This is a genomic window from Microbulbifer regidiadema (SeqCode) (assembly GCF_052467605.1).
In genome coordinates this window covers 2,573,803-2,599,036 of the sequence record NZ_CP174316.1, presented here as the reverse complement: position 1 = coordinate 2,599,036, position 25,234 = coordinate 2,573,803, and the positions used below count along the sequence as shown (strand labels likewise).

Sequence of the window (25,234 nt, the reverse complement as noted above, 5' to 3'; positions counted from 1 at the left end):
ACAACTTGTATAGATATAAAAAGTTGGATTTTTTCAAAACCAAGCTCTAAATCCCAATACCCATACGGTTGAATCTACGTCGCCACCTTCCTCTCGAGCGAAATCGGCAGCATTGCCCACTTCCCGTTCATAGTGAACACCTAGGTAAGGAGAAAAGTTTTTGCTGACTTCATACAGCAGTCGCAGGCCGACTTCTACTTCAGATAAGCCCGAGCCACTACCCCGGCCCCTATCATTCTGGCCAAAAAAATTTAATTCGATATTGGAGAGTAAAGTCCACGCCTGTGCCAGTTTTATTTCATATTCGCCCTCCAGGCGGAATGCGCTATTGCCGTTTTCCCCATAAAAAAAGACTGCATCCATTTGCAGGGCGTAGGGGGTTTTTCCGGAAACTCCAAGCGCGGCCCAGTTTCTACTCGCGGTTTCAAGTTGAAAGTCGTGGCGAATACCGAGAAGAAAGTTCCACTTAGCGGAAATTGCCCGGCTGTAAAGCCCCCACAGCTCATTCTTATCGGTTTCTCCATCGCCTCGCTCATAATTGAGCGCTACCACCAGTTTGTTCTGCTCCCCGCCATAACTGAAGTCGCCGCCGATTTCCCCGCCGTTATTACCGCGCAGCTCTACATAGTCGAGGCTGACCTTGGCTATGGGGTTCTCTGCCTGGCTATCGCTTAGGGATTGTCCACTGTACAGTCGCTGCTGGGGCCCCGTCTGGCCATAGCTTGCGGGGATGGTGATTGCCCAGAGTGCCGCCACTGTGCCTGTGGCTAAGTTAAACAATGCGCACCTCCCGATACATAGCGGATCGCTGGTACAGCATTTGGCTGTGTAGTGCCCAGCGGCCATAGGTATCGGCACTGACCAAATAGCTGATGCTAGATCCGGGTTGCGCGATCACAGTGTGTTTTAGGGGTAAATACTCGCCGTCTCCGCTTTCCAGCTCACTCCACAAACCGTGTAAATGCATGGGCTGAGGGAAGGGGGTGTCATTGACCAGGGTAATGCGCAGTCGCTCTTGGTGGCGAAACTGCAGTGGACTGGCATCGTGAAATGTTTCCCCATTGATCGACCACAGGTAGCGTTCAGTATTGCCGGTCAGGTGCAGTTGCAATTCCCGCTGCGGTTCGCGCCGATCCTGCGTAGGGTTGGCACTGCGCAGGTCGGCGTAAGTCAGCACGCGACGGTTATAGCGCTGTTGGTGCTCTCTAAGCCCTATACCGGGATCGGTGATACCGTTTTCCGGCGCCTGCGCGCGATGATCCACCCGGAAGCTATATTCACTCGGTTGATGCGCGATGGGACTATTGCTGCCGAGCCCTGCGGCGGCGAGGTTTTCGTGAAACCAGCCCCCGGTAGCCGTCGCGCTGGGCGAGCTGGAGTGGTTTTCATCCTGAGTGGTTCGATGGGTTTTAAAATGCGCGCCTGTCTCTGCGGGTTTTTCCGTCAGCCCCAGGTCCTGTCGGCTGAGTATGGGGCGGTGATCCATTGTGGGAATCTCTGCGCGCAGGCGTATATCACTGGTTAGGGTGCCTCGCGCATAGCCACTGCGGTCCATCGACTGTGCGAAGATACTGTAGGCCTGTTCGCTTTGCGGTTCGACAATTACATCATAGGTTTCGCCGTTGCCAATCCGCAGTTCATCGACGCTAATGGGTTCGATATTTTGCCCGTCGGCTGCCACCACCTTCATTTTCAGGCCCGGGATACGCAGGTCGAATAAGGTCATTGAGGCCGCGTTAATTAATCGCAGGCGGACTCTTTCTCCGGGTTTAAATAGAGCGCTCCAATTGGCCTCGGGCGTTTGCCCATTGATCAGATAGGTGTAAGTCTCCCCTGTAACCAGGGATATATTGTGGTCGGAGATCTGTTTCCAGTTCCACTGATGCCGGTCTCGCCAGGTTTGCGCCAGCCCTTTTGCGTGTACCTCACGCCATAAATCCGCAGTCGTGCGCTGCTGCTTGTTGTAGTAATACGGGTCTTTTTTTAGGTGGGTATAAATCGTTTGAGGGGATTCATCGCTCCAATCGGATAGGACAACAACGTAATCCCGCTCGTGGGAAAAGGGTTCTGGAGATAAGGGGTCAATGACGATTGCCCCGTAGAGTCCCCGCTGTTGTTGCAACCCGGATTGGCTGTGATACCAATAGGTGCCGCTTTGGCGTAGCGGGAAACGGTAGCGAAAAATTTGTCCCGGCTGGATACCGCCAAAGCTCAAGCCCGGCTCGCCGTCCATATCACTGGGTACCCGGACGCCGTGCCAGTGTAGGGAGGCGCTGCGGGGGAGCCGGTTGTGGACATCCAGGGTGACGATGTCCCCCTCCCGCCAGCGCAGAATGGGAGCGGGCAGGTTGCCGTTAACCGTCAGGGCCTGTCGCTCGCGCCCGGTAAGGTTTACCCGGCGTGAGCCGATCGATAGATCGAAGTGGTTACCGCGCAGGGTTGCCGGCGGGGGTGGGTTTGCGTGCGAGCGCCCCCCCAGTAGAAGGGCACCCGCTCCGAGGCCGGTGACGAAAGTACGCCTTGAGACGGATGCGGTGCGCAGGCGCTCGGTCATTGAGGTCCCTGTTAAAACTGCTCCTGTGCCGTATGCAATTCGGCGTAAATTTCGCTGCTGCCATCTTTGTTAAGCAGCATGACCTGATAGGGCGTAAAGCGGTCTCCCACTTCCATACCGGGGCTGCCCAGGGGCATACCCGGCACGGCGAGGCCAATGGCATTGTGCGGTGGGTTTTGTAAGAAACGCTGTACCAGCTTTGCCGGCACATGCCCTTCGAAAACATAGCCCTGTTCTGACACTGTGGTGTGGCAAGATTGATAGCGTGGTGCGATATGGTGCTGTTTTTTCACGAGGTTGAGATCATCGACATCCTTCGCGACGATATCAAAGCCTCTTTGCTGGGCGTGTTCGACCCAAATTTTACAGCAGCCACAGGTGGCGGATTTGTAAGTGGTCAGGCTCACCGCCTCCTTTTTTGGGGCCGTGTCTTCGGCACAGGCACTCAGGGCCAGGGTTGTCAGTAGCGCGGCAATAGCCAGCAAAATTGAACGGTTCATATCAACTCCGGTGATGATATTTGGGCGCACACAGGCGCGCGGGTATTTATAAAAAATATTGGGGGTAAAGCTGGGGGAAGCGCGTATGCCCTAGGCACACGGGCCCTGTTAAATGCGCAGTATGGGTGGGCGCAGGGCCATTTCCGGGTCAGGGGAGGAATTAAATTCCCGGTAGGCGGTGACCTGTAGGTTGCGACCGTCAGCGGGGATTTTGTCTGGGGTGTTTACCGCAGAGCTGGTGCCGGGCCCTGCGCAGCAGCTGCACTCTACCGTGCAGCTGGATGCGTGGCTGTCGTTGCAGTTGGCAGGAGTTGTCCCGTCACAGTGGGGGGCTTCAGCGGAGGTGGATACTGCTGGGGCTTCGTGCTTTTCTGCACAGGACGACGCCATAGCCTGGCCACCGAAGGCCAGTAGCAGTGTGAGCAAAAATAAGCGGAAGATCCCGGTGTGCATGGCAGTGTTCAGACAGCGAGCCAGCCCGCAGTGTATGGGCTGGCCTCTGTCGGTGCAACCGGTGTGCTTGCCGGGGAGCGGTTTAAGAGCGGCCCAGGGGTAAGCGGAAATCCTGGTGTCGCAACAGGTCCGGTCCGCACTCAAGGCGTTCGAGCCAACTCAAAAAGCGCTCCTTGATATCGTCGGAGGCAAAGTAGCCACCGTGCTGGGGCACAATCATCGCGGGATTGAGCTCCCGTATCATCTTGGCCCAGAGGCGGCAGGTCCAGTTCCCGCCCATATAGCGGCGGTGGAATCCCTCCATCGATGGCAAATGTGCGTCAAAGTCTTTAACTTCGCCCTCTTCACCCCCGAGGGAGGCGCCGATATCGCCGGAAAACAGGATGCGGCTGACCGGGTCATAAAAGCTAAAGTTGCCGCAGGAGTGCATAAAGTGCGCCGGCAATGCCCAGATCTCACTGTCACTGAAAGGGATAATCTCTCCCTTGTCGTCCAGCGGCATAATGCGTTCCTGCCAGCGCTCTGCACCGGCCCGCGAGGCGACAAAGCCGGAAACCAGGTGTGGCAAAAATCGCGACCACAGCTTGGATACCGCCACCTTACAGCGGGAGTGCAGCATCCAGCGGGGTAGCGAAGCGATAATATCCGGGTCCTGGTGAGAGGCCAGGATCAGATCCAGCTCGCTCAGGTTCAAATGGCGGCTGAGCTCAATGGTGAGGTGTGTGTAAGTCAGATCGCCGCCGGGATCGATTAGCGCCCCTTTGGTGCCGCGGCGAATAACAAATTGATTGGCCTGTACACCACTGCTGCCGTTCTGCTCTTTAACCAAATCGCCGAACCGCGCAACCAGGTGATGACCTTTTTCAAATAGGATATCCACGCCGCGACTCCTCTTACTGGACTTGATCGAGGTACTGCTTGAGCCTCTCCTTATTCATGGCAATAGTGGCATTCATCCCCTCGGCATGTTTTTTGGCGTCCTCTAAGTTGGTCGCCTTGCCCACCTGAATCACTCCCACCATACCCAGCGGCAGGTGTGGATCACATTGATACACGTACACGCCTTCCTGGTTCAAAGTGACGGTGACTTTTTCCCCCATGCTGCCGTTCCAGGTAGCGCCCTCGGCTGGGGATAAAACGGAGTGAGTGTTGTGGGCCATATCGGTGGGCAGAAAAGTGACGGAATCGCCCGGTGCCACCGCGAGAAATGCCGGTTCAAAAGTCATCATCCCGTCCTTGCCCTGGTTCAGCATCTTAACTTCGTGATCCGCAGCCAGGGCGGAGGTCGAGGCCATAGCGAGCGCCAGAATTGCGCCGCGAAGAGTAATAGACGACATGCTTACTTCCTGTTCGATGATTGCTCAATGTTATTCAATACCTTCCCAAGAGTGAGGAAAGGCAGCGGCGGATGTTATCTCGGTGGAGGCGAGGTGGATTGATCTAGATCAATCGCACAGATAGACCAATTAGACTGAGAAGATACCAATAGAGAATGCCGGTGCAGGAGAGTCACTTTTGACCGCTGAGCATCACCCGCCCCGGTCGGATAAGAGGTAAACTGTACGTCACTCAATTTTGCTGACTATTCGGGAGAGTGCCTTGGCCACAAAACGTAAAACTGCCTATGTATGTAATGAATGTGGTGCCGACTACACCAAGTGGGCGGGGCAGTGTAGTGCTTGTGGCACTTGGAATAGCCTGTCGGAAGTGCGTCTGGGGCCCGACCACAAGGATAGTCGCGCCGCGAATTTTACCGATGCACAAAGCGGCTACGCCGGCGCTGCCGGTGCCGGCAAAGTGCAGAAGTTATCGGAAATTGACCTCAGTGAACTGCCGCGCATCCCCACTTCCACCTCGGAGCTGGACCGGGTACTGGGGGGCGGGTTAGTGCCGGGATCGGTGGTCTTGATTGGCGGTCATCCCGGCGCCGGTAAGTCCACGGTTTTACTCCAGACTCTGTGCCATCTCGCCACGTCGATGCCGGCGCTGTATATCACCGGTGAGGAGTCGCTCCAGCAGGTAGCTATGCGTGCCAAGCGCCTCGGCCTGCCCACAGATTCTTTGCAATTGCTCAGCGAAACCGATGTGGAGCGTATTTGCCTGGCGGCCAAGGACGTGAATCCGCGCGTGATGGTGGTGGACTCGATTCAGGTGATGCATATGAGTGACGTGCAATCGGCACCGGGTTCTGTGGCCCAGGTGCGCGAGAGTGCGGCCTACCTGACCCGCTTTGCCAAGCAGACCGGCACGGCGCTGATTCTGGTGGGGCACGTCACCAAGGACGGCAGTCTCGCCGGCCCCAAGGTCCTGGAGCATATTATCGACTGCTCCATACTCCTGGAGGGAACGCACGACTCCCGCTTCCGCACCCTGCGCGCGCATAAAAACCGCTTTGGTGCGGTCAATGAACTCGGCGTATTCGCTATGACTGAGCAGGGTCTAAAAGAGGTATCCAACCCCTCGGCTATTTTCCTGCAGAGGGCCGAGGAGATCGCAGCGGGCTCGGTGGTGACCTCGGTGTGGGAGGGCACCCGGCCGCTGCTGGTGGAATTGCAGGCGCTGGTGGACGATAGCAGCCTCGGCAATCCCCGCCGGGTAGCGGTGGGCCTCGACCAGAATCGCTTGAATATGTTGCTGGCGGTTCTGCACCGCCACGGCGGTGTTTTGGTGGGCGATCAGGATGTCTTTATCAATGTGGTCGGCGGGGTCAAGGTGATGGAGACCAGCGCCGACCTGACATTGCTATTGGCGGTGGTTTCCAGTTTCCGCAATCGTGTCCTGCCGAGGGATCTGGTGGTATTCGGAGAGGTGGGGCTGTCCGGTGAGATTCGCCCGGTGCCCTCGGGCCAGGAGCGCCTGCGCGAGGCGGCCAAGCACGGTTTCCGCAAGGCTATTGTGCCCGCAGCGAATCGCCTGAAGAACGATATCGAGGGTATGGAAATGCACTCGGTGAAAACCCTGGCGGAGGCGCTGGCGGTGATTGATATGAGCTGACGCCAGCTCAATCTGGGGTATCAATAGGGCTGGTTTCCCCAGAGAACTGGTGGAAGGCAGTTCTCTGGGGATAGCGTTCTCGGGTTAGGGACGCTTTTTTGCTCCCTTGCGCTGGTTGTTGCCGGGGCCCCGGCGAAAATCTTCCGACGGTGTGCCCTTGTAACAGCGCGGGATAATGGGCCAGTCCTCGGTCAGGAAGTAGGCGTAGGTGCCGTTGGGGAATTCCGGGGTGCGAACCATTCTGCCGTTGCACTCATCCAGAGTGCCGGAGCCAGCCACGTAGTGGTAGTCGTCCACAAAGGTCCCATCGTAGTAGCCACCGGGTTCTTTACTGCCTTTGGGGCGGTTGCCGGACTTCACCTGGTAGCTCGATGTCATCTCTACAATGCCGGATTTCGGCTCCTTACCATCGGCATAGCCGTATAGGGCATAGATGGGGAAGCCATCGGCCGCCCAGCCGATCAGCGGGGAGTGCCTTTCCTGGGATACCCCCAGGCGCTGTAGCAAGCCGGTGGGGATTCCGTGATAGTGGTAGGCGCCATTGGGCTGAACGTGGGCGTAGTTGTCGTCTACACCGAGCTGAATCGCACCGGATAGGGCCTCGTAGCGCCAGCGTCCACGATTGCCCAGATACCATTCGGCGGCACTGGGGTCGAAGGGGACTCCATTTAGGCCGATACCAAAATCCTGTAAGGGAACCGGTGTGGGTTTAGCGGCAATTTGGGGATTGGCCGGAACCCGGAAACTGTAGCGCTGCACCTCGATTTCATGGGGGTTGCCGCGATTGGGGAAGGTGCCAGTCTTATGCTCGGAAATGCCGTTGGCCTCAATAACACGCCAGGGGCCCTGGATACTGATACTCACCTCGCTAAAGGTGATTGGGGCCTGGGTGGCCGGAACAGTTTCCTGTAGACCGTCGGACTGTACGATTGTGTGTTTGCGTGCAGGAGGGCGCCCGCCGCCGCTGTCTTTACCTGCTGAGCGCATAGCCGATTTGCGCTCGGGGACACAGGCGAGTAGCCCGTGTGACTGGGGCAGGTCTCGGCAGCGGCCACTGACCTGACCGTTGTGCAACTCCATGGTGCAGCTAGCGCCACTGGACAGGTTTTGGCAGGCCTTTAGGGCGCTATCGGGTACGTGAGCCAGCGCAAGCGGCGCAATACCGCAAAGCCCCGCAAATAACCACTTCTTCATAATGACATCTCAAGATTTACAGTGCCGCTGGCCGGCCACGATTTATTGGGGATTACTGGTCTTCATTTTCCATAGGGCCCGGGCCACCTTTGCCCTGGCCTTTGCCGCCGGCAGGTACGCAGACTATCTGCTCAGCTTGCGGGGGCTGGCGGCAGGTACCCTCGAGGGTGCCTCTCGGTGTCTCTACAGTACAGGCATCACCTTCTGCCAGACTGCTACAGGCATCAATTGCCTCCTGCGGGGGTTGGCGAGATTGTGCGGAAACATTTGTGGCCAGCAAAAGGGCGGCTACTGAAATCAATATTCTTTTCATCGTGTTCTCCTGTCGTAGGCACTTTGGGGGGAGTCCCACAAACCATGATTTAGCGCTTTGGGCTTTGACAGAGGTTATTGCTGTCGCCCGAAACTATAGGCTCGGGTAGTGGCGATGACCGCTCAATCGAAGGCTGGCTTCTGGGTACCGCCCTGGGACTTGCATCGAAAATAGTTGAGGAATGAGTAAGTAATGTGGACAGCTTGTAAAGAAGTGTGGTGTTGGCCAGGGCGCTCTATGACTGGGAATTCAGGGTTTACGCTCAGCTAGGCAGCGGGAGGTTTTCGCGTTATTGGAGGAGGACACAGGGTATTGGGTCAAATAACCGCGACACCCGCTTTAATCGGGCGGGTGTTGCGGTTTATACCGGCGGGCGGGGATTTAATTTTCGGTTTCCAGTGCCGCTTTTGCGGCGGCTTCACTGAGGAGCTTGCGCCGCACCTTCATCGGGGTCGTTCCAAACCAGCGGTCACAGGCCCGGTTGAATGAGCTCTGCTCCCGGTAGCCCAGCATATCGGAAATTTGGGCCATCGGCGGCAGCTTCCTGCTGAGATAGTGCTCTGCACGCTCACGGCGGATTCGGTCCAGAATATCCTCAAACACCAGTTCCCGATCGCGTAATCTGCGTTGCAGTGTGCGCTTGTGCATGCCCAACTGATTGGCAACCTCTTGCAGACTGCAACGCTTCAGGGGCATTAAGCAGTAGATTAAACGCTCTACCTGGTGAATCAGGTTTGACTCGTTCTGCTCCAGTACTTTATCGATATAGGACTTTAATAGCGGTCTCAGTGCGGGGTTCGATTTATCAGTAGGTTGAGCCAGTTGGCCACTGCTAAGCACTAATTTGTCGCTAGCTTGTGAAAACTGTACTTCTGTTCCAAAGAAGTTTTCATACTGATCGTGAAGCGGCTGTTTAGACTTTAAATGAACCGCCTCTAGATTAAATTTCTCCCCACACAGGATTTGCAATGCCACTACGGAAACCCCGAGAAGAAACTCCCGGAATAGTTCAAGCGGTAATTGGGAGTCTAAAGGTATATAACTTTCTAAATCATTTAGGCAATGAAAAGTTATAAACGTTTGGAGTCCTTTAACCTCCAATTCCACTCGCAGGTTATAGGGCGGAGCGGCGAATTGTTTTACCGCAGCATCGAGGAACTCCCCCAGAGTCAGCGATTGCAATACCGCAGCACCGAGAGAGCTCAGGGCGGCCGCGCCCTGGCTTTTTGCCAGTCTCAGTCCGAAATCCGCACAGTTGAGTTGTCGTGTAGCCCTTTCTACCAGGTCTGTCACTTTGCTCATAGGGAGATATCCCTCGAGTTTCTCAACCTGCTCGGGGTTAATACCGGCGCTGTTAAGCAGTGTTTCCGGGCAGCCGTTTAGCTGGGATACTTGGTCATAAAAGCCGGTTAACAGCTTAGCTCTTATTTGTTGGGTCAATGTCTTCCAAATCCTTCCAAGAACCCAGCCTGAATTAATTATTAGGCGTGCCGGGTCACAACTTCTTTTATAAGCGGAAGTGTTCAACTGATAGGGGCGCCCGATAACCTTAGAAATCTGCAATTAACAGCAAATTCCCGAATTATGCTTTCCTGGGCTTTATCTGACGGATTAATGCAGCCGTCAATTGGCGAATGCCTGTTCTATTTCCTGATATGCAGCTCGCTATGGATATTAGCCAAGACACTAATGACCATAGAGTACACATGACTCATCCTGAGAAATAATAATTGAGATTAAAACAGGGCAGGCGACACTGGCGCAATCCGCCTATCAGTCTCCGCTAAGTATGATTTCAGGGGCTATATTACTTGTTTTTTTTTGCGGATTCGAAGGGCTTGCCGCTTTCAGCGATAAAAAAACTGTCGCCTTATGAAAAAAAATGCTACTTAATTGTTATATATTGAAACTTTATTCCTAAATGACAGCTATAGATTTTTTTTGTTTTATGGTGACTCTATATCTGGGAATAATAATTTTTTTCATATTTTGTCCACTTTTTTACCTCTGCTTAACGATATCTTGAATGACTGGTAATTCCAGAAAGGCTTTAACATTTTTAGGGGGTTATCTGAGGATATAAGTAGTTGAGTGGTGAGAAGAGCGGTCATCTAGAGCAGACAAAAAAGCCCGCAGAAGCGGGCTTTCGATTAAGCTTCGGACAGAGGGTTAACCGCCATAGTAAGTGGCGGCTCCCGGCCCTACTGGCAGTCCGAGGGCAAACACCCAGATAAAGAACAGGGCTGTCCAGCCGATAAAGAAGAAGATGGAGTAGGGGATCATGGTGGCGATCAAGGTGCCCATACCCAGGTCTTTCTTATAGCGCGCGGCAAACGTAATGATCAGGCCGAAGTAGCTCATCATCGGCGTGATGACATTGGTCACCGAGTCACCGATACGGTAGGCCGCCTGGATCACTTCTGGGGCGTAACCCAGTAGCATCAGCATGGGGACAAAGATAGGTGCTGTCACCGCCCACTGAGCCGAGGCGCTGCCCAGCATCAGGTTCACAAAGCCACACATCATAATAAAGAACAGGAACAGCAGTGGTCCGGTGAGACCGATGCTTTGTAGCGTATCAGCACCCAAAACGGCAAAGATGGTGCCCAGATTGGTGATCTTAAAGAAGGCGACAAACTGTGCGGCGAAGAACACCAGGACAATGTACATGCCCATACTGTTCATGCTCTTGGCCATGGCATCAATGACATCCCGGTCATTTTTCATGGTGCCGACAACCCTGCCGTAGACAAAGCCGGGAATAGCAAAGAATACCAGGATCAGTGAGACGATCCCTTTGAGGAAGGGAGAGCCCGCTACCAGACCGGTCTCAGGGTTACGTAAAACGCCCCACTCAGGCACCACCGTCAAAGCGAGTACCGCAGATACACCCAGAACGGCCAGGCCGGCGTACTTGAGACCGCGCTTTTCGGCGTCGGTCAGGGTGCCAACTTTGTCCTGGCTCAGGTCGACGGACGCCTCACTGGGGTCATATTTACCCAGCTTGGGCTCTACGATCTTCATGGTCACCCAGCTACCAACTCCGGTGATCAGGAAGGTACTGACAATCATAAAGAACCAGTTTACTTCCGGGCCTACGGAGTAGGTCGGGTCGATCATATGGGCTGCGGATTCCGTAATCCCGGATAGTAGCGGATCTACGGTTCCCAATAGTAAGTTGGCACTGTAACCACCAGAGACACCGGCAAATGCGGCCGCCAAGCCGGCAAGCGGGTGTCGGCCGAGGGAGTGGAAGATCATCGCGGCGAGGGGAATCAGTACCACATAGCCCAGTTCAGAAGCGGTGTTGGAGATAATACCGGCAAAAACCACAATTACCGTGACGGTGCGCTTGGAGGCCTGTAATACCAAGCCGCGCACTGCGGCACTTAACAGGCCGGAGTGCTCGGCAATGGCTACCCCCAACAGGGCCACCAACACTGTGCCGAGCGGGGCAAAGCCGGTGAAATTCTTCACCAAGCTGGTAACGATCATCCTGAGACCATCGCCACTCATCAGGTTAAAGACCTCGATAACCCCATCTGGTGCCCGGCCGGCGGCGCCCACTGGGCGGGGATCTGGTACTGACAGGCCGAAGTAGGAGGCGATACCGCTAATAAATATCACTCCGACAGCGAAGAGTGCGAAGAGTGTTATGGGGTGGGGGAGAAGGTTACCCAGCCATTCCACCGCATCGAGGAAGCGGATAAAGGCGGTTTTGCGCCCGGGGGGGCTGTCCTGCCGATCACTCGGGGAGGTTGTTGTGGTCATTGTTTGTCCTCAGTCTTAACTGCAAGCGGTCCCAATTATCTCTGGATCGCCCTGTAGCCGAAGGGTTGGCTGAAAAATGTGCTAAAGCCGAGATCATACACAAAACTACTTCAGCTAAGAATGCCCAGAGAGAAATGTTACTCCTAGATAGTGAGGTCAAATGCTATTGAGGCGCTCGATATTGGCAAGAGCGCAGTGATGAAATATGCGTTGCCAGGGGTATCTGTCATCGTGTGCCAATTGCTTTGTCCCGGGACCGCTGATACCTGGATATGCCATAATCCCAATACTAAGCAGTCAATTCAGCGGTGAAAATAATGAAGATTGGAATTTTAAAAACCGATGATGTACGCAAAGAGCTTGTAGGCGAATTTGGGGAGTACCCGGAGATGTTTGCCGGCCTGTTGCGCGACCTGGACTCCGGCTTGGAGTTTAAGACCTATGAAGTCCAACAGGGTCAGTATCCCGTCCATATAGATGAAGTGGATGCATACCTCATTACAGGTAGCAAGACCGGTGTCTATGACGACAAACCCTGGATTGCCCCCCTTATGGACTTTGTGCGCGAGTTACATGACAAGAAAAAGCCGACAATTGGTATCTGCTTTGGTCACCAGTTAATTGCCCAGGCCCTGGGGGGGCGAGCGCGCAAATCGGATAAAGGATGGGGGCTGGGGGTGCATACCTATGAGATGCAAGAGACGCCAAACTGGATGTCTGAGCCGGCAGCCAACTTTAGCCTTTTGGTGACGCACCAGGACCAGGTGGATCAGCTACCGCCAGGTGGGCGGGTATTGGCGTCCAGTGAGTTCTGTCCTATGGCTATGGTGCAAGTAGATGAGCATATACTCAGCTTTCAGGCGCACCCGGAATTTACCAAGCCCTATTCAAATAGTTTGATGGAGCTTCGCCGGGAGGCTTTTGGTGCCGCTGTAGTCGATAAGGGGCAGGAATCGCTGAAGAATGATATCCATGAGAATACGGTTGCTAAGTGGATGTTGGAGTTTTTGCGGAAGTAGAGGCCGCAAGATAAATCTTGAGGTGGGGGGTACCCCACCTTTATAAATACTCGATACCCCCTCTATAGCCTCCTGATAATCAAAGTAAAATCTCTTTCCTTTGAAACAAATCTTTTCAATTGAGTTTTCTCTGCTAAGGGAATAACAATTTGTTGTTTCTTAATTAAAGCTTGCTTATCTGGGTAAGCTGTTAAGCACTTGCTGTTACTGTTTGTGCGGAGTATTAGTCCCCCTTCAGATGCTATAAGTTAAATGGTCTGTTTGTGCGAAAAGTCATGATTTCCCTTTCGTGTATCAAACTTTTGTTTGTTGTTTTTAAATGTCTTTAGTGTTTCACTTTTTTTGAGAGCTGAGTTGTGTTTTTGGGTGTGAATTTTTAATTTATAGCGTTAAGAATAGAGTTTCTCGGGAGCGTTATCTCGATGTGCTGGATTGCGACCTGGTAATTTAAATAAATATAATTTTCTGGGGGTTTTATGGTTTCTGTATATGGCGCTAAGAAGGGGTTTTCTAAAAGTCTGTTGGCAATATCCGTTGCCACTGCTCTGTCAGTAAGTCCGTTTGTTATGGCAGATAATACGACTGGTACAATTAGAGGGACTGTTCTTAGTGTAGAAAAATCTAACAAGATAAAGGTTACAGATATTTCTCGGGGTATTTCTAAAGAGGTTTCAGTGAGTGGTGGGGGAGAATTCAGGGTGGGAAGCCTTCCTCCTGGAGAGTACCAATTAGAGCTTTATTCTGGGAGTGAAGTGACAGACACTCGCTCGGTAACGGTGAGCTTGGGCGGAACAGTTAGTGTCGTTCTCGGTGATAGTTCCCAGATGGAAGAAGTTGTTGTTAGTGGGCAGAGAATCTCACAGCTAGATACAGGGATTGCTGAGTCAGGCTTAGTGATTTCATCAGATGAACTCATAGAGCTTCCTGTGGCGAGAAATTTGGACTCGGTTACTCTGCTGGCACCAAGTGTTTCTAAAGGCGATCGCACCTTTGATCAGTATGGCGGCGGAACTAGTTTTGCCGGTGCATCTATTGCAGAGAACGTCAGCTATATCAATGGGTTGAATACCACTAATTTTAGAAATGGATTGGGTTACTCTACGGTCCCATTTGAATTCTACGATAATATACAGGTAAAGACTGGCGGCTATTCGGCCAAATTTGGCCGGTCCACTGGTGGTGTGATGAATGCCACTACCAAAAGTGGCTCCAATGAATTCAAGTTCGGCACCAGTTTTTACTATGACGAGGAAACAGATACCGCGCCGAATACTTTTGTTGCTGATAATGATCAGGATGAGTTTTCTTCACAAGAGGCCAATATATATTTTTCTGGGCCAATTATAGAAGACCGATTATTCTTCTATGCGCTCTACAGTAATGTCTCGGAAGATAAAGAATACTACGGTATGACGAGTGGTCGGGGATATAAAGAAGAGACCAAGTCCGATTTCTGGGGGGTGAAATTAGATGGTTATATCAATGAGGATCATCGGATAGAGCTTACGGCTTTTAGTGATGAGCGGGATGTTGTTGAAGGGAATTATTATTACGATTCAGAGACAGAAAAAACAGGCGATTATATCGGGGATGTTATCTATGGGCGAGGCGGTTTCAACTGGATTGCCTCTTATATCGGTCATTTGAATGACGATATGACTCTGAGTGTCTCTTATGGGGAAAATACTCAGGATAGAAGTGAAGTGCCCGATAATAAAGGAGTCCCTGTTGTATATTTATATAACCCGGGAAGGATGTCACTGGGTAATTGGGTTGGATCAAGTGTGGAAATTGGAGAGGATACTCGAGAGATGTTCCGGGTGGACTTTTCATGGAATATTGGCGATCACTTGGTAGAGGCGGGTATTGATAACGAGTCCAACTCGCTTACGGAAGATACCTTTTACTCCGGCTATGGGTTGTGGCAGTTGTATCCCGATTATGAGTTTGCGCGCATGCGCTATTATCAGAATAAGGGTGGATTTGAAACGGATTCTTCTGCCTATTACCTGCAAGATACTTGGCAGGTAACTGATGATCTCTCTGTTCAGTTTGGGCTTCGCAATGAAACATTTACCAACAAGGATGCTTCTGGGAGTGAATTTATTGAAATTAGCGACCAGTGGGCGCCGAGGCTGTCGCTTGTCTGGGATCCTACCGGTGAAGGAAATCAAAAATTATTTGCAAATTTTGGCCATTACTACCTGCCGGTGGCATCAAATACTAATGTGAGGCTGGCTGGAGAGGAGCTTTATACTATTCAGGATTATGACTGGGACGGTTCCTGCCTGAATGAGGATTCAACACCTTGCAACTTAAGTAACCCCTACGAAACTTTATACTTCGCCGATGGGAATTTACAGGATGCGCGGGCTCTTGTTGATAAAAATATTGATCCGATGTACCAGTCTGAATACATTCTCGGTTATGAGTATGTTATGGATAATGGTGTGCAGCTAGGGGTTAAAGGTATTTACCGAAACTTGGAAACGGCACTTGAAGACTTAGCGATTGATGCCGCAGTGATTGACTACTATAACTCGACTGGCAGTTGGGATGCATCCAAAGTTGATGGGGCAACTGTTGAAGATGTCTTTGATGGATTTCACCAGTATGTCTTGACCAATCCCGGTAATGATATGCGGATTTATATTACTGAACAGGGCGAGTATATAAATTTATCTGCTGATCAGCTTAATTTTCCTGAGGCGAAGCGACAGTATGGCGCTGTTGAGTTTACCTTTAAGCGACCCTTTGATGGCAGGTGGTCCCTTGATGCTTCATATACTTGGGGGCACAGCTGGGGCAACAATGAAGGCTACGTCCGTTCGGATAATGGGCAGACAGATTCAGGCTTAACAACCAATTTTGATCAGCCGGGCCTGGTGGAAGGTGGTTATGGAGATTTGCCGAATGATCGCAGGCATACGATTAAAGCATTTGGGACCTATAGTTTTGATTTGGGGTTGAGGCTAGGTGCTAACTTTATGTGGCAGACTGGACGCCCCAAAAATTGCTTTGGTATGCACCCCACCGATGAATTTGCGGCGTATTATGATTCTGAGTCATTCTATTGCCAGGGGGAACTTAATTCTCGTGGTAGCTTAGGTCGAACTGATAATTACTGGAATCTGGATCTCAATGCGCAATACCCGATTGAACTCGCTAATAATCAGACCCTACTGGTTAGTTTGGATGTCTTCAATGTATTCAATAATGATGCAGTGATTGAGGTTGAAGAGGTAGGTGACCTAGACGGAACGACAGAGCCTTATGAATACTTTGGCGAGCCGTACTATTATCAAACGCCGCGTAGTATTCGTTTGGGCCTAAGGTATGATTTTAACTAACCTGTTCTTTTGATATCGGGAGTAACTTTTGACTGAATTCAGGTGGGCGGAAAGTCCGCCTGAATTTAAGTGATAAAATAAAATTTCCATGCTGATTTTTGGCGTCTCTGCTTTCTTGGTTTCTTCTATATCTAATTGATTTAGATTGGGTTATTGGTTTCAATCTAGTATTGAATAGGCCTTGATGATTTCAATGGAGGTTGTGGCCGAGGGGCTCTGTTGTAAATAGTTATGGCTATAGCTGAAGAATTGAAAGGGGAGCGCTCCTTTGTAAGCCTCTACCGTTTCGTGGTAATAAAATAAAAAATCTAATGAATTTTGATGGATTTTCTCTTGGTGGAGTGAGAGGTTTTTAAGAGAGCGAATCAGCATTTAACCAAGAGCGATGTTGAGGCCTTATCCTTGTAGAAGTGTTGTAGGTGGTATATATCTTCTATTTGCGGTTGTGCTGGAATTCTAGTTTGCTGGCAGTTAGTGTAATAGTTCCTGGTGATATCTATGCTGGCCTTCTTGACCGCCTGTTAGTATTGCTCCTCTGCCATCTGTTGGTGCTGTCCTTGGTTTGAGTCACTTTTCTTTAGTACGTAAATCTGGCATCTTTGATCTTTTAGTAGAGAAGAGGTGGCAGGTGTTTCTTTCTGCGGGTCACTCTTTTCTAAATGTATCAATAGGTACAGTTTAGGATTGCATAAAAGAAGCTTAATCTTTATATCTTGGTTTTGAAGGAAACCATAATAAAGTCAAGAGGAAAGTTTAAGTTTCTTATCTGTTTTGTGTGATAGCGATTTATAGGTTTTTCACATTGTCAACGCCTTTTTTTTATACCACTCGAGCTATTGTCTCAGATTCTGTCCGTGCCTCGGTAGCTGCTGCTTTATTGGGGGGGCTTCTCCTGATCGCTTGGTCTACTTGGCTCTTTAAAAAAGAAATTACTATCTACAGCGTGAGTGATAATGCGAGGCTGGAGCAGGAGCAGAATACCGTCCATATTAGTACGCAAAGGGTAGGCCGGGTTATTGCTGTTGATGCTGAACTGGGTGATACCCTTGAAGCTGGGGACACATTGATACAACTTGATACATCAGTACTAGATTTGAGCTTGGAAGGTGATACCCAAGTAGCTGAAAGTCTACAGGGCCAGCTTTACTCGGTGCAGCGTGAACAAAATTTACGGGATAAAAAGTTTACTGAAGATCAAAAGGCTATTGATGATCAGTTGAAGTTATTGAAACAGCAGTACCAACTTCAGGTCAGTAACCAAAAAATACAAGCGGATGTTGCCGACCGCTATGAGCAGTTGTTGCAGAAACAGCAAAGTTCAGAGTTGGATTACCTAGCTGCAAAACGAACCTATCAGCAAATGGCGATGGCAACCCTCAAAGTGCAAGCAGATATTAGCGCCTTGGAGGTTCGTCGAGCACAGCTCATCAGTGAATACGAGCTCGAAGTGAGTACCTTGAATCAGCGGGGTCAGGATATTAAAGGCAAACTCGCGGAAGTTGATACCCGTATTCAACAGAATCATCTTGCGATGAGTGAACAGAACTTGCGTGCCCCTATTGCTGGCAGACTGGCGTCACTGGCGAAAATTCGCGAGGGTGAAGTACTGGCCGCCGGACAGCAGGTTGCAACGATCCAAGCAGAGGGGGCTATCTCTATATTGGCATTTTTCCCCCCGGCGCTGGCGCTGGGGCATATTCAGCCGGGGCAGGAGGCCCAAGTAAAGCTGGATGGCTTTTCCTGGACCCGCTATGGACAACTGCAAGCTCGTGTAGAGCGCGTGGCCAGTGCTGTTCAGCAGGGCAAAGTTCTTGTGCAGCTCTCCCTGCAAGGCGAGATGCCACCCCAGCTTCCCTTACTGCACGATTTACCGGCTAGAGTAGAAATTGCCACAGGTAAGAAAACACCTTATCAGCTGCTTTTACAACGAACTGGAGAGATACTCTCAGGTAAAGCTCCCGAAGAGAGTGTGGAGGGGGGAGCGTGACCGCGAGGCAGAAAATACGTTGGCTAGTTCCAGAGGTCGTGCAGACCTCTAATATGGATTGCGGTCCGGCCTCGCTAAAGTGCCTGCTTGAAGGCTTTGGTGTAAGCACTCATTACGGTCACTTGCGCGATGCCTGTCAGACGGATGTAGATGGTACCTCGATAAATACCCTGGAAAAGATTGCGGTAGAGCTGGGGCTGGATGCTGCCCAGATGGTCGTGCCAGTGGATCACCTCCTATTGAACTCGCCTGGATACTTACCCGGGTTGGTTGTGGTGCGGCTACCCAACGGCAATACCCATTTTGTGGTGGCCTGGAGAAATCATCGCGGGGTTGTGCAGGTGATGGACCCAGCCAGTGGTAGACGCTGGCCCAGTGCGCGCCGCTTTTTAGATGAGCTGCACGTTCACACTGCACGGGTGCCCCCTCAGGGGTGGCGAAGCTGGGCGGGGGGGGATGATTTTATTGCCCCGCTTAAAGAGCGTATTGCACAGCTAAAGGTCACCGATACGGTGGCCAGCGCTCTGTGTGAAAAAGCCTTAAAGGATCAAAGTTGGCTCTCCCTGGCCTTTCTCGATGCCTCTATTCGGATGCTTACCTCACTGGTCACCTCTGGTGCGATAAAACGGGGGGCTGAAGTCAGCGCTATTTTGCAGCGGCTATCTGTTGAGTTTTCGACGGATACCAGCCAAGCATTTGTATTAGTTCCGGAGAATTACTGGTGTGCGCGGCCATCTCGCCCGGGTGGAAGTGAGCCTACACAAAACATTGAACTGATGCCGGAGCAGTTGGAGTTCCGTGGTGCGGTTATTGTGAGTGTAAAAGGCGTGCGCAATATCGGTGAGGTTAAACCGAAATCGGAAGCGCTATCGAGAGCTTTGCGAGAGCCGCCGGTGAAGCCGCTCAAGCAGCTCTGGGGATTGATACGTGAAGATGGACTGATTGCACCGCTGACAATATTTATTGCCATGCTCGGAGCCGTAGTAGGGTTGATGTTTGAAGTCTTACTTTTTCGTGGATTGATTGATATCCACAGTGAGTTGGCGACTGAGGTGCAGCGGGCAGGCACAATTGCACTACTACTGGGCTTTATGCTCACCTTAATGCTATTGCAGTTTCCTACAGCAAAAGTTCAAATGATGATAGGGCGCCGCCTGGAAAACCGTTTCCGCATGCGCTTTTTGGCCGCACTGCCGCGAATACCCGATCACTTCTTTCAGAGCCGTCCGACTTCTGATACGGCCGAGCGCTCACACCGCATTGTCGCTTTGAGGAGCTTACCCGCTCTTGGAGCGGGTATTATCTTTAAGATTTTCTCGCTATTAGCTACTGCGCTGGGAATTATCTGGTTGGCTCCTGCGGCGGCACCGCTGGTGCTCGTTATGTCGGTATTGCAGATTGCTGTTCCTTTACTGTTTCAGCCGGTACTCACTGATTACAGTATGCGGGTGCAGACTCATGCCGGAGCCCTGGCGCGCTTTTATATGGATGCCCTGCTGGGAGTTATTCCGATTCGCACCCACGGCGCCAGTGAGTCTGTTCGGCGGGAGCATGAAAATTTGCTTACCGAATGGATAAGGGCCGGATATGCCTCGTTGCGTTTTCAGCTCAATAGTCAGGCGGTGCAGCTATTGGTGAACTGTACCCTGAGTAGTGTATTGGTGATTTATTGCGTTAACGCGCGAGGGGCGAGCCCTGATCTGCTGTTGCTGATCTATTGGGTACTGGCACTGCCGCCACTGGGTGAAGAGATTGCCGGGCTAATGCGCAGCTATCCCCAGCAGCGCAACCTTTTACTGAGGGCGCTCGAACCCCTACAAGCTGTCACTGAGGCGGATGCGGACAACAAGTCCGCCGATAGTATTGAGTTCTCCCCGACAAAGCCGGTGGGTATTAAGTTTGATAATGTCAGTGTTAATGCCAGTGGCCGCACTATTCTCAACAAGGTAAATCTGGAGATTAGCCCCGGTGAGCAAATTGCTATTGTCGGGGCGTCCGGCGCTGGCAAGTCGAGTCTGGCCGGATTGTTGCTGGGGTGGCACAAGCCCGCCAGTGGTCGTGTCATGCTAAATGGCAGTGAATTGAAAGGCGAGTTATTGCAGCGCTTTCGCCTGCACTGTGCCTGGGTGGACCCTGCAATTCAGTTGTGGAGCAACAGCCTGTTAGAAAACCTGAGTTACGGCAATAAGCCCGGTGCCCCGCTTTACCCCATTTTACAGCAAGCGGATTTGCTCAAGCTGGTGGCGGCGCTACCGGAGGGATTGCAGAGCCCGCTGGGGGAAAGTGGTGCCCTGGTTAGTGGTGGCGAGGGGCAGCGTGTGCGCCTGGGGCGTGCACTTGGCCGTGAGGAAACGGCCTGCGTGATCCTGGATGAACCGTTCAGGGGCCTTGATCGCCAGCAGCGGCAGCGCCTGATGAGTCGTGTGCGGGAAGTCTGGCAGGGGGTCACCCTGATTTGTATTACCCACGATATCAGTGAAACCCGGGATTTCTCCCGTGTTCTGGTCGTGGAGGATGGTGGTATCGTTGAGGATGGTAAGCCCAGCGAGCTGCAAGCCCGGAGCAACTCTCGCTATACACAGCTGCTGGCAGCCGAGAGCAGCCTCTGGCAAGAGTGCTGGCAGGGTAGCCACTGGCGTCATTTGCGGATGGCCAGTGGTCATTTGACCGAGATGCAAAGGGGACTTGGCAGCTCTCCAGTCTCCCGGCCTGTGGAGGTCGCTCGTGAGCAGTGAGACATTGATTTCCTATTGCTGGCCCGCATCGCAATTAGAGGCCGCCTTGCAAGCGCTGGCGAAACACTGCGGTTTGCAACCTGAGATGGGAGAGTATAATTCTGCGGAGGGCGTCCTGGAATTACCGGCCCGCTTACAGGCGGGGGCCGAGGCCCTGGACCTGCTGGTAGAACAGGTGAGTTGTGGCTACGCAGAACTGGAGACCATGCTGCTGCGGGCCGCTCCGGCGCTGTTGCGGCTGCGCTTTGGCGAGGGCGACTATTTTATCGCGCTATGTGGTGGCCGGGGGCGTAAGCTGCACTTGCTTACACCGGCTTTGCGAACGGAAAAAATCTGCGTTGAGCCGGTGATTCGCCAGTTGGCGTGCGAGTTGGAAGAGCCCCAGCGCCAGCGTATCGAGCAATTGCTGGATAGTGCAAATATTCAAGGGCGCCGACGCAAGCGAGCCATGGCTGCGCTGTTGCGGGAAAATCTCGCCGCTGTACAGCTGGAGGACTTCTGGCTGTTGCGCTCCCCCTCTCACCGATCTTTTTGGCAGCAGCTTCGCCAGCGCGGTTTGTATTGGCGCTTTGCCGCTATGCTTGCCTGCCACAGTGTCCAGATGGCTATTTTCCTGTGCAGCTGGTGGGTAATCGGCCGAGCGGTGCTCGGTGGTCATATCGATACCGGCTGGCTATCCGCCTGGGTATTGTTGTTGATCACTCAGGTTCCTTTAACCTTGCTCACCGCTCGGCTGCAAGGTGTAGTTTCTGTTGAAACCGGTGCGCTGCTCAAACAGCGGCTGCTCGCCAGTGCCTTGCGTGCTATTCCCAGTCGTATTCGCCATATGGGCACAGGTCAGGTATTGGGTAGAGTTTACGATGCAGAAAATATTGAAGCCAGCGCCTTGCAGGGGGCCTTTTTATTGTTGCTCGGTGCCGTAGAGTTGTTAATCGCGGCCGCAATTTTATTGCTGGGAGCTGGCGGCCTCGTGTATATAGCGACTTTGCCCCTATTTTTAATAGCCGCATTTTTTCTGGGACGGGCGCAGTACCGCAGCCGTCGTCAGTGGACAGTGCAGCGCCTGTCCATGACGCACCGTTTAATTGAAAAAATGATCGGCCACCGCACTCGTTTGGCTCAGCAGGCGTCCACCGATTGGCACCGGGGTGAAGATAGTGAATTGAGCGATTACCTGGAGAGTTCCTCGCATATGGATAACACCATGGCGAGCTTACAAGTTTTACTGCCGCGCCTCTGGCTGCTCCTTGGGGTGATAGGATTGGCTCCCATATTTATTGCTGGCAGTGCCAGTAGCGCCCAGCTCGCCATTGCCTTCGGCGCTATGTTATTGGGGTACCGTGCAGTCCTTAAATGTATGGGGGGCTTTACCAGTGCACTGAGTGCAGCAGTTTCCTGGGAAAAAGTTCGTGAGTTATTTTATCTGGAAGACCTCCAGCTAAGGGGAAGCACGGGCTTGGCAATAGCTATGTCGGCAGGCCAGAAAAATTCTTCGCAACCGCTGTGCTACCTGCGTGATATTCGCTTTACCTATAAGGGGAAGGATCAAGCGGTATTGGCCGGTTGCAATCTCAGTATTTATCCTGGCGATCGGCTTTTGTTGCAGGGCGCTTCCGGCTCGGGGAAGTCTACTCTGGCTAATATCTTGACTGGTATCCAGCAGCCCGATGACGGTCTGCTGCTCTTAAATGGTTACGATCGTACCAGTATTGGTGCCGAGTCCTGGCGCAAAATGGTAGCTTCTGCTCCGCAGTTTCATGAGAATCATGTGCTGGGGGATACCTTTTTATTCAACTTATTGATGGGAGATCAGTGGCCACCACACCAAGAAAGTTTGCGCAGAGCTTATACAATCTGTGACGAGCTGGGCCTTACCCCGCTGTTGAAAAAAATGCCAGCGGGAATGTTACAAACCGTGGGTGAAATGGGTTGGCGACTGTCTCACGGGGAGATGAGCCGTTTATTTATTGCCCGCGCGGTCTTACAGAATGCTGAGTTGGTGGTGTTGGATGAGAGTTTTGCCGCACTTGATCCGGAAAACCTACGTATGGCGATAGCCTGTGTGCAAAAAAATACAAAAACCCTGATGGTGATTGCCCACCCGTAGCTGATTATGTAAGCAAGTTTTTATGAGGCTTTAGCTTCTAATTTTTCTTAAAGTTTAATTGGTTTAGAAGGTGCTCTGCACTAATAGATTTATAGTCTTGGTGTTAAATTGAATAGGGGCTGAGCTGAATTTAATTCTGCAGAGAGCAAAATATTTTATTTACAACTTTCGTACCAATTGAGTGGGGAGCGGTGCTTTAATATGACGTTCATCTTTTATTTTTGCTTTGGCTAGAAATTTTTTGGTCAACTTGAGTGGCTTTTTGCGCCAAATAAAAGTTTTAATTGTGACTGCTCACCCATAATTATTGATTATTGATGGTGTAACCTAGTGTAATCAGGTTAAGCTTAGTGCTATCCAATGGCTTAATTGGATATTTGTTAAAAACAAATTATACGACAGGAGATTTATATGAACCTTGAAACAGATATTTGTGCAGGCCCAGAAATCGGAATTGAGCCACCTCGTATACAAAGCTAAGAAGCTTGATAAATAAACACGAGTTCCAATTGTCAACTCGTGTTTATTGCTTCAACCATAAAAAAGCCCGCGCAAGCGGGCTTTTTTACTTTTGAGATCAGGTCTTAAGCTTCTTATAGTGCATCCGATGCGGTGTCGCGTCTTCACCTTTGCGCTGCACAAAGTCCTCGTGGTACTCGGTGTAGTTACCCTCGAAGAATACCGCTTCACTCTCTCCCTCATAGGCGAGGATATGAGTGGCAACACGGTCCAGGAACCAGCGGTCGTGCGAGATAACCAGGGCACAGCCGGGGAAGTTGAGCAGGGCTTCTTCCAGGGCGCGCAGGGTTTCGATATCCAGATCGTTGGAGGGTTCGTCTAACAGCAGTACGTTGGCGCCCTGCTTGAGGGTGTAGGCCAGGTGCAGGCGTCCGCGCTCACCGCCGGAGAGCTCGCCGACGCGCTTCTGCTGGTCACTGCCCTTAAAGTTAAAGCGGCCAACATAGTTGCGCGAGCCCACTTCGTAGTTGTTGATCTTGAGCATATCGTGGCCGTCTGAGATGGCTTCCCATACGGTCTTGCTGTCATCCAGATTCTCACGGCCCTGCTCAACGTAGGCGACCTTAACGGTTTCACCCATCTTGATCTCGCCGGAATCCGGCTGCTCGGTGCCGCTGATCATACGGAACAGGGTGGACTTACCGGCACCGTTACCGCCGACGATACCCACAATCGCGCCCTTGGGTACGCGGAAGGACAGGTTGTCGATCAGCAGGCGCTCGCCGAAGCCCTTGTTCACTTCTTTAAACTCAATCACATTGTCGCCGAGGCGCTCGCCGGGTGGAATGTAGATCTCGTTGGTTTCGTTGCGGGCCTGGAAGTCCTGGGATTGCATTTCCTCCAGGCGGGACAGGCGGGCTTTGTTCTTGGACTGGCGGCCCTTGGGGTTCTGGCGCGCCCACTCGAGTTCCTTCTGCATGGCTTTGGCGCGGGCCTGCTCGCCGCGCTGTTCCTGCTCCAGGCGCTTCTCTTTCTGTTCCAGCCAAGTGGTGTAGTTGCCTTCCCAGGGGATGCCGTGACCGCGGTCCAGTTCCAGAATCCAGCCGGCAACATTGTCGAGGAAGTAGCGGTCGTGGGTGATAGCAACCACAGTGCCGGTGAAGTCGTGCAGGAAGCGCTCCAGCCAGAATACAGATTCCGCATCCAGGTGGTTGGTGGGTTCGTCCAGGAGCAGCATATCCGGGCGCGACAGCAGCAGGCGGCACAGGGCCACACGGCGCTTCTCACCGCCGGACAGGTTGTTCACATCCGCATCCCAGGGCGGCAGGCGCAGGGCGTCTGCGGCGACTTCCAGGCGGTGCTCCAGGTTGTGGGCGTCCCAGGCCTGGATAATATCTTCGAATTGCTGCTGCTTCTTGGCCAGGGCATCGAAGTCTGCATCGGGCTCGGCGTAGTCGGCGTAGACCTGTTCCAGGCCGGCGAGGGCGTCGATGGCTTCGCGCACGCCGTCTTCCACGTTGCCGCGCACGGTCTTGTTGGCGTCGAGTTGCGGCTCCTGGGGCAGGTAGCCGACTTTGATGCCGGGCATGGCGCGGGCTTCGCCGTTAAAGTCTTGGTCGACCCCGGCCATAATGCGCAACAGGGTGGATTTACCTGCGCCGTTGAGACCCAGTACGCCGATCTTGGCGCCGGGGAAGAAGGAGAGGGAGATGTCCTTGAGGATCTCGCGCTTGGGGGGCACTACTTTGCCCACCCGGTTCATGGTGTAAACGTATTCGGCCATTTGGGGTTCCGTAAT

17 protein-coding genes are annotated in these 25,234 nt (G+C 52.4%); 6 read left to right on the top strand and 11 right to left on the bottom strand.

Features of this window, described 5'->3' with window-relative positions; all coding sequences use genetic code 11:
- Positions 1–33: 33 nt before the first annotated feature.
- The 6 genes from ACJJIF_RS11955 to ACJJIF_RS11930 form a co-directional block, all read right to left on the bottom strand.
- Positions 34–780 (bottom strand): copper resistance protein B, encoded by a 747-nt coding sequence (locus ACJJIF_RS11955; protein ID WP_444928578.1) that lies wholly within the window; start codon positions 778–780, stop codon positions 34–36.
- The gene (locus tag ACJJIF_RS11950; protein ID WP_444928577.1) at positions 773–2,554 is read right to left on the bottom strand and encodes a copper resistance system multicopper oxidase; all 1,782 of its coding nucleotides are present in this window, start codon (positions 2,552–2,554) and stop codon (positions 773–775) included. Before ACJJIF_RS11950 ends, ACJJIF_RS11955 begins: the two co-directional genes overlap by 8 nt.
- 11 nt (positions 2,555–2,565) lie before the next feature.
- Positions 2,566–3,054 (bottom strand): DUF411 domain-containing protein, encoded by a 489-nt coding sequence (locus ACJJIF_RS11945; RefSeq protein ID WP_444928576.1) that lies wholly within the window; start codon positions 3,052–3,054, stop codon positions 2,566–2,568.
- Between the two features lie 108 nt (positions 3,055–3,162).
- The gene (locus ACJJIF_RS11940) at positions 3,163–3,507 is read right to left on the bottom strand and encodes a hypothetical protein (protein ID WP_444928575.1); all 345 of its coding nucleotides are present in this window, start codon (positions 3,505–3,507) and stop codon (positions 3,163–3,165) included.
- Positions 3,508–3,589: 82 nt separating this feature from the next.
- On the bottom strand, positions 3,590–4,387 hold the full coding sequence (locus tag ACJJIF_RS11935) for an oxygen-binding di-iron domain-containing protein (protein WP_444928574.1): 798 nt from the start codon (positions 4,385–4,387) through the stop codon (positions 3,590–3,592).
- A 13-nt stretch (positions 4,388–4,400) separates the two neighbouring features.
- Positions 4,401–4,844, bottom strand: coding sequence for a pseudoazurin (locus tag ACJJIF_RS11930; protein WP_444928573.1), 444 nt, complete (start codon positions 4,842–4,844; stop codon positions 4,401–4,403).
- A 262-nt stretch (positions 4,845–5,106) separates the two neighbouring features.
- Between ACJJIF_RS11930 and radA the strand changes: the two genes are divergently transcribed.
- Entirely contained in the window at positions 5,107–6,501 is a 1,395-nt protein-coding gene (gene radA, locus ACJJIF_RS11925; RefSeq protein WP_444928572.1) for a DNA repair protein RadA, read from the top strand.
- Positions 6,502–6,585: 84 nt separating this feature from the next.
- On the opposite strand, the gene ACJJIF_RS11920 is transcribed toward radA, so the two are convergent.
- From ACJJIF_RS11920 to ACJJIF_RS11905, 4 genes are all read right to left on the bottom strand, one after another.
- Positions 6,586–7,695 carry a YHYH protein gene (locus ACJJIF_RS11920; protein ID WP_444928571.1) on the bottom strand — a complete coding sequence of 370 codons (1,110 nt, stop codon included), beginning with the start codon at positions 7,693–7,695 and terminating at the stop codon, positions 6,586–6,588.
- A gap of 52 nt (positions 7,696–7,747) precedes the next feature.
- Positions 7,748–8,008: a hypothetical protein gene (locus ACJJIF_RS11915; RefSeq protein ID WP_444928570.1), complete on the bottom strand. Its 261-nt coding sequence runs from the start codon at positions 8,006–8,008 to the stop codon at positions 7,748–7,750.
- Positions 8,009–8,389: 381 nt separating this feature from the next.
- Positions 8,390–9,448: a helix-turn-helix domain-containing protein gene (locus ACJJIF_RS11910; protein WP_444928569.1), complete on the bottom strand. Its 1,059-nt coding sequence runs from the start codon at positions 9,446–9,448 to the stop codon at positions 8,390–8,392.
- A 729-nt stretch (positions 9,449–10,177) separates the two neighbouring features.
- Positions 10,178–11,779, bottom strand: coding sequence for an AbgT family transporter (locus ACJJIF_RS11905; RefSeq protein ID WP_444928568.1), 1,602 nt, complete (start codon positions 11,777–11,779; stop codon positions 10,178–10,180).
- 317 nt (positions 11,780–12,096) lie between these two features.
- Here ACJJIF_RS11905 and ACJJIF_RS11900 point away from each other — a divergent pair, with 317 nt between their 5' ends.
- From ACJJIF_RS11900 to ACJJIF_RS11880, 5 genes are all read left to right on the top strand, one after another.
- Positions 12,097–12,798, top strand: a complete 702-nt coding sequence (locus ACJJIF_RS11900; protein ID WP_444928567.1) for a glutamine amidotransferase-related protein — start codon at positions 12,097–12,099, stop codon at positions 12,796–12,798.
- Positions 12,799–13,274: 476 nt separating this feature from the next.
- Positions 13,275–16,148, top strand: a complete 2,874-nt coding sequence (locus ACJJIF_RS11895; RefSeq protein WP_444928566.1) for a TonB-dependent receptor — start codon at positions 13,275–13,277, stop codon at positions 16,146–16,148.
- A 943-nt stretch (positions 16,149–17,091) separates the two neighbouring features.
- Positions 17,092–18,135, top strand: coding sequence for an HlyD family secretion protein (locus tag ACJJIF_RS11890; RefSeq protein ID WP_444928565.1), 1,044 nt, complete (start codon positions 17,092–17,094; stop codon positions 18,133–18,135).
- A complete protein-coding gene (locus ACJJIF_RS11885; protein ID WP_444928564.1) occupies positions 18,132–20,870 on the top strand; it encodes an ATP-binding cassette domain-containing protein in 2,739 nt (912 codons plus the stop codon). The genes ACJJIF_RS11890 and ACJJIF_RS11885 overlap by 4 nt, the downstream gene beginning before the upstream one ends.
- On the top strand, positions 20,860–22,977 hold the full coding sequence (locus ACJJIF_RS11880; protein WP_444928563.1) for an ATP-binding cassette domain-containing protein: 2,118 nt from the start codon (positions 20,860–20,862) through the stop codon (positions 22,975–22,977). The genes ACJJIF_RS11885 and ACJJIF_RS11880 overlap by 11 nt, the downstream gene beginning before the upstream one ends.
- Positions 22,978–23,554: 577 nt before the next feature.
- Here ACJJIF_RS11880 and ettA read toward each other — a convergent pair.
- A complete protein-coding gene (gene ettA / locus ACJJIF_RS11875; RefSeq protein WP_444928562.1) occupies positions 23,555–25,219 on the bottom strand; it encodes an energy-dependent translational throttle protein EttA in 1,665 nt (554 codons plus the stop codon).
- Positions 25,220–25,234 lie beyond the last annotated feature (15 nt).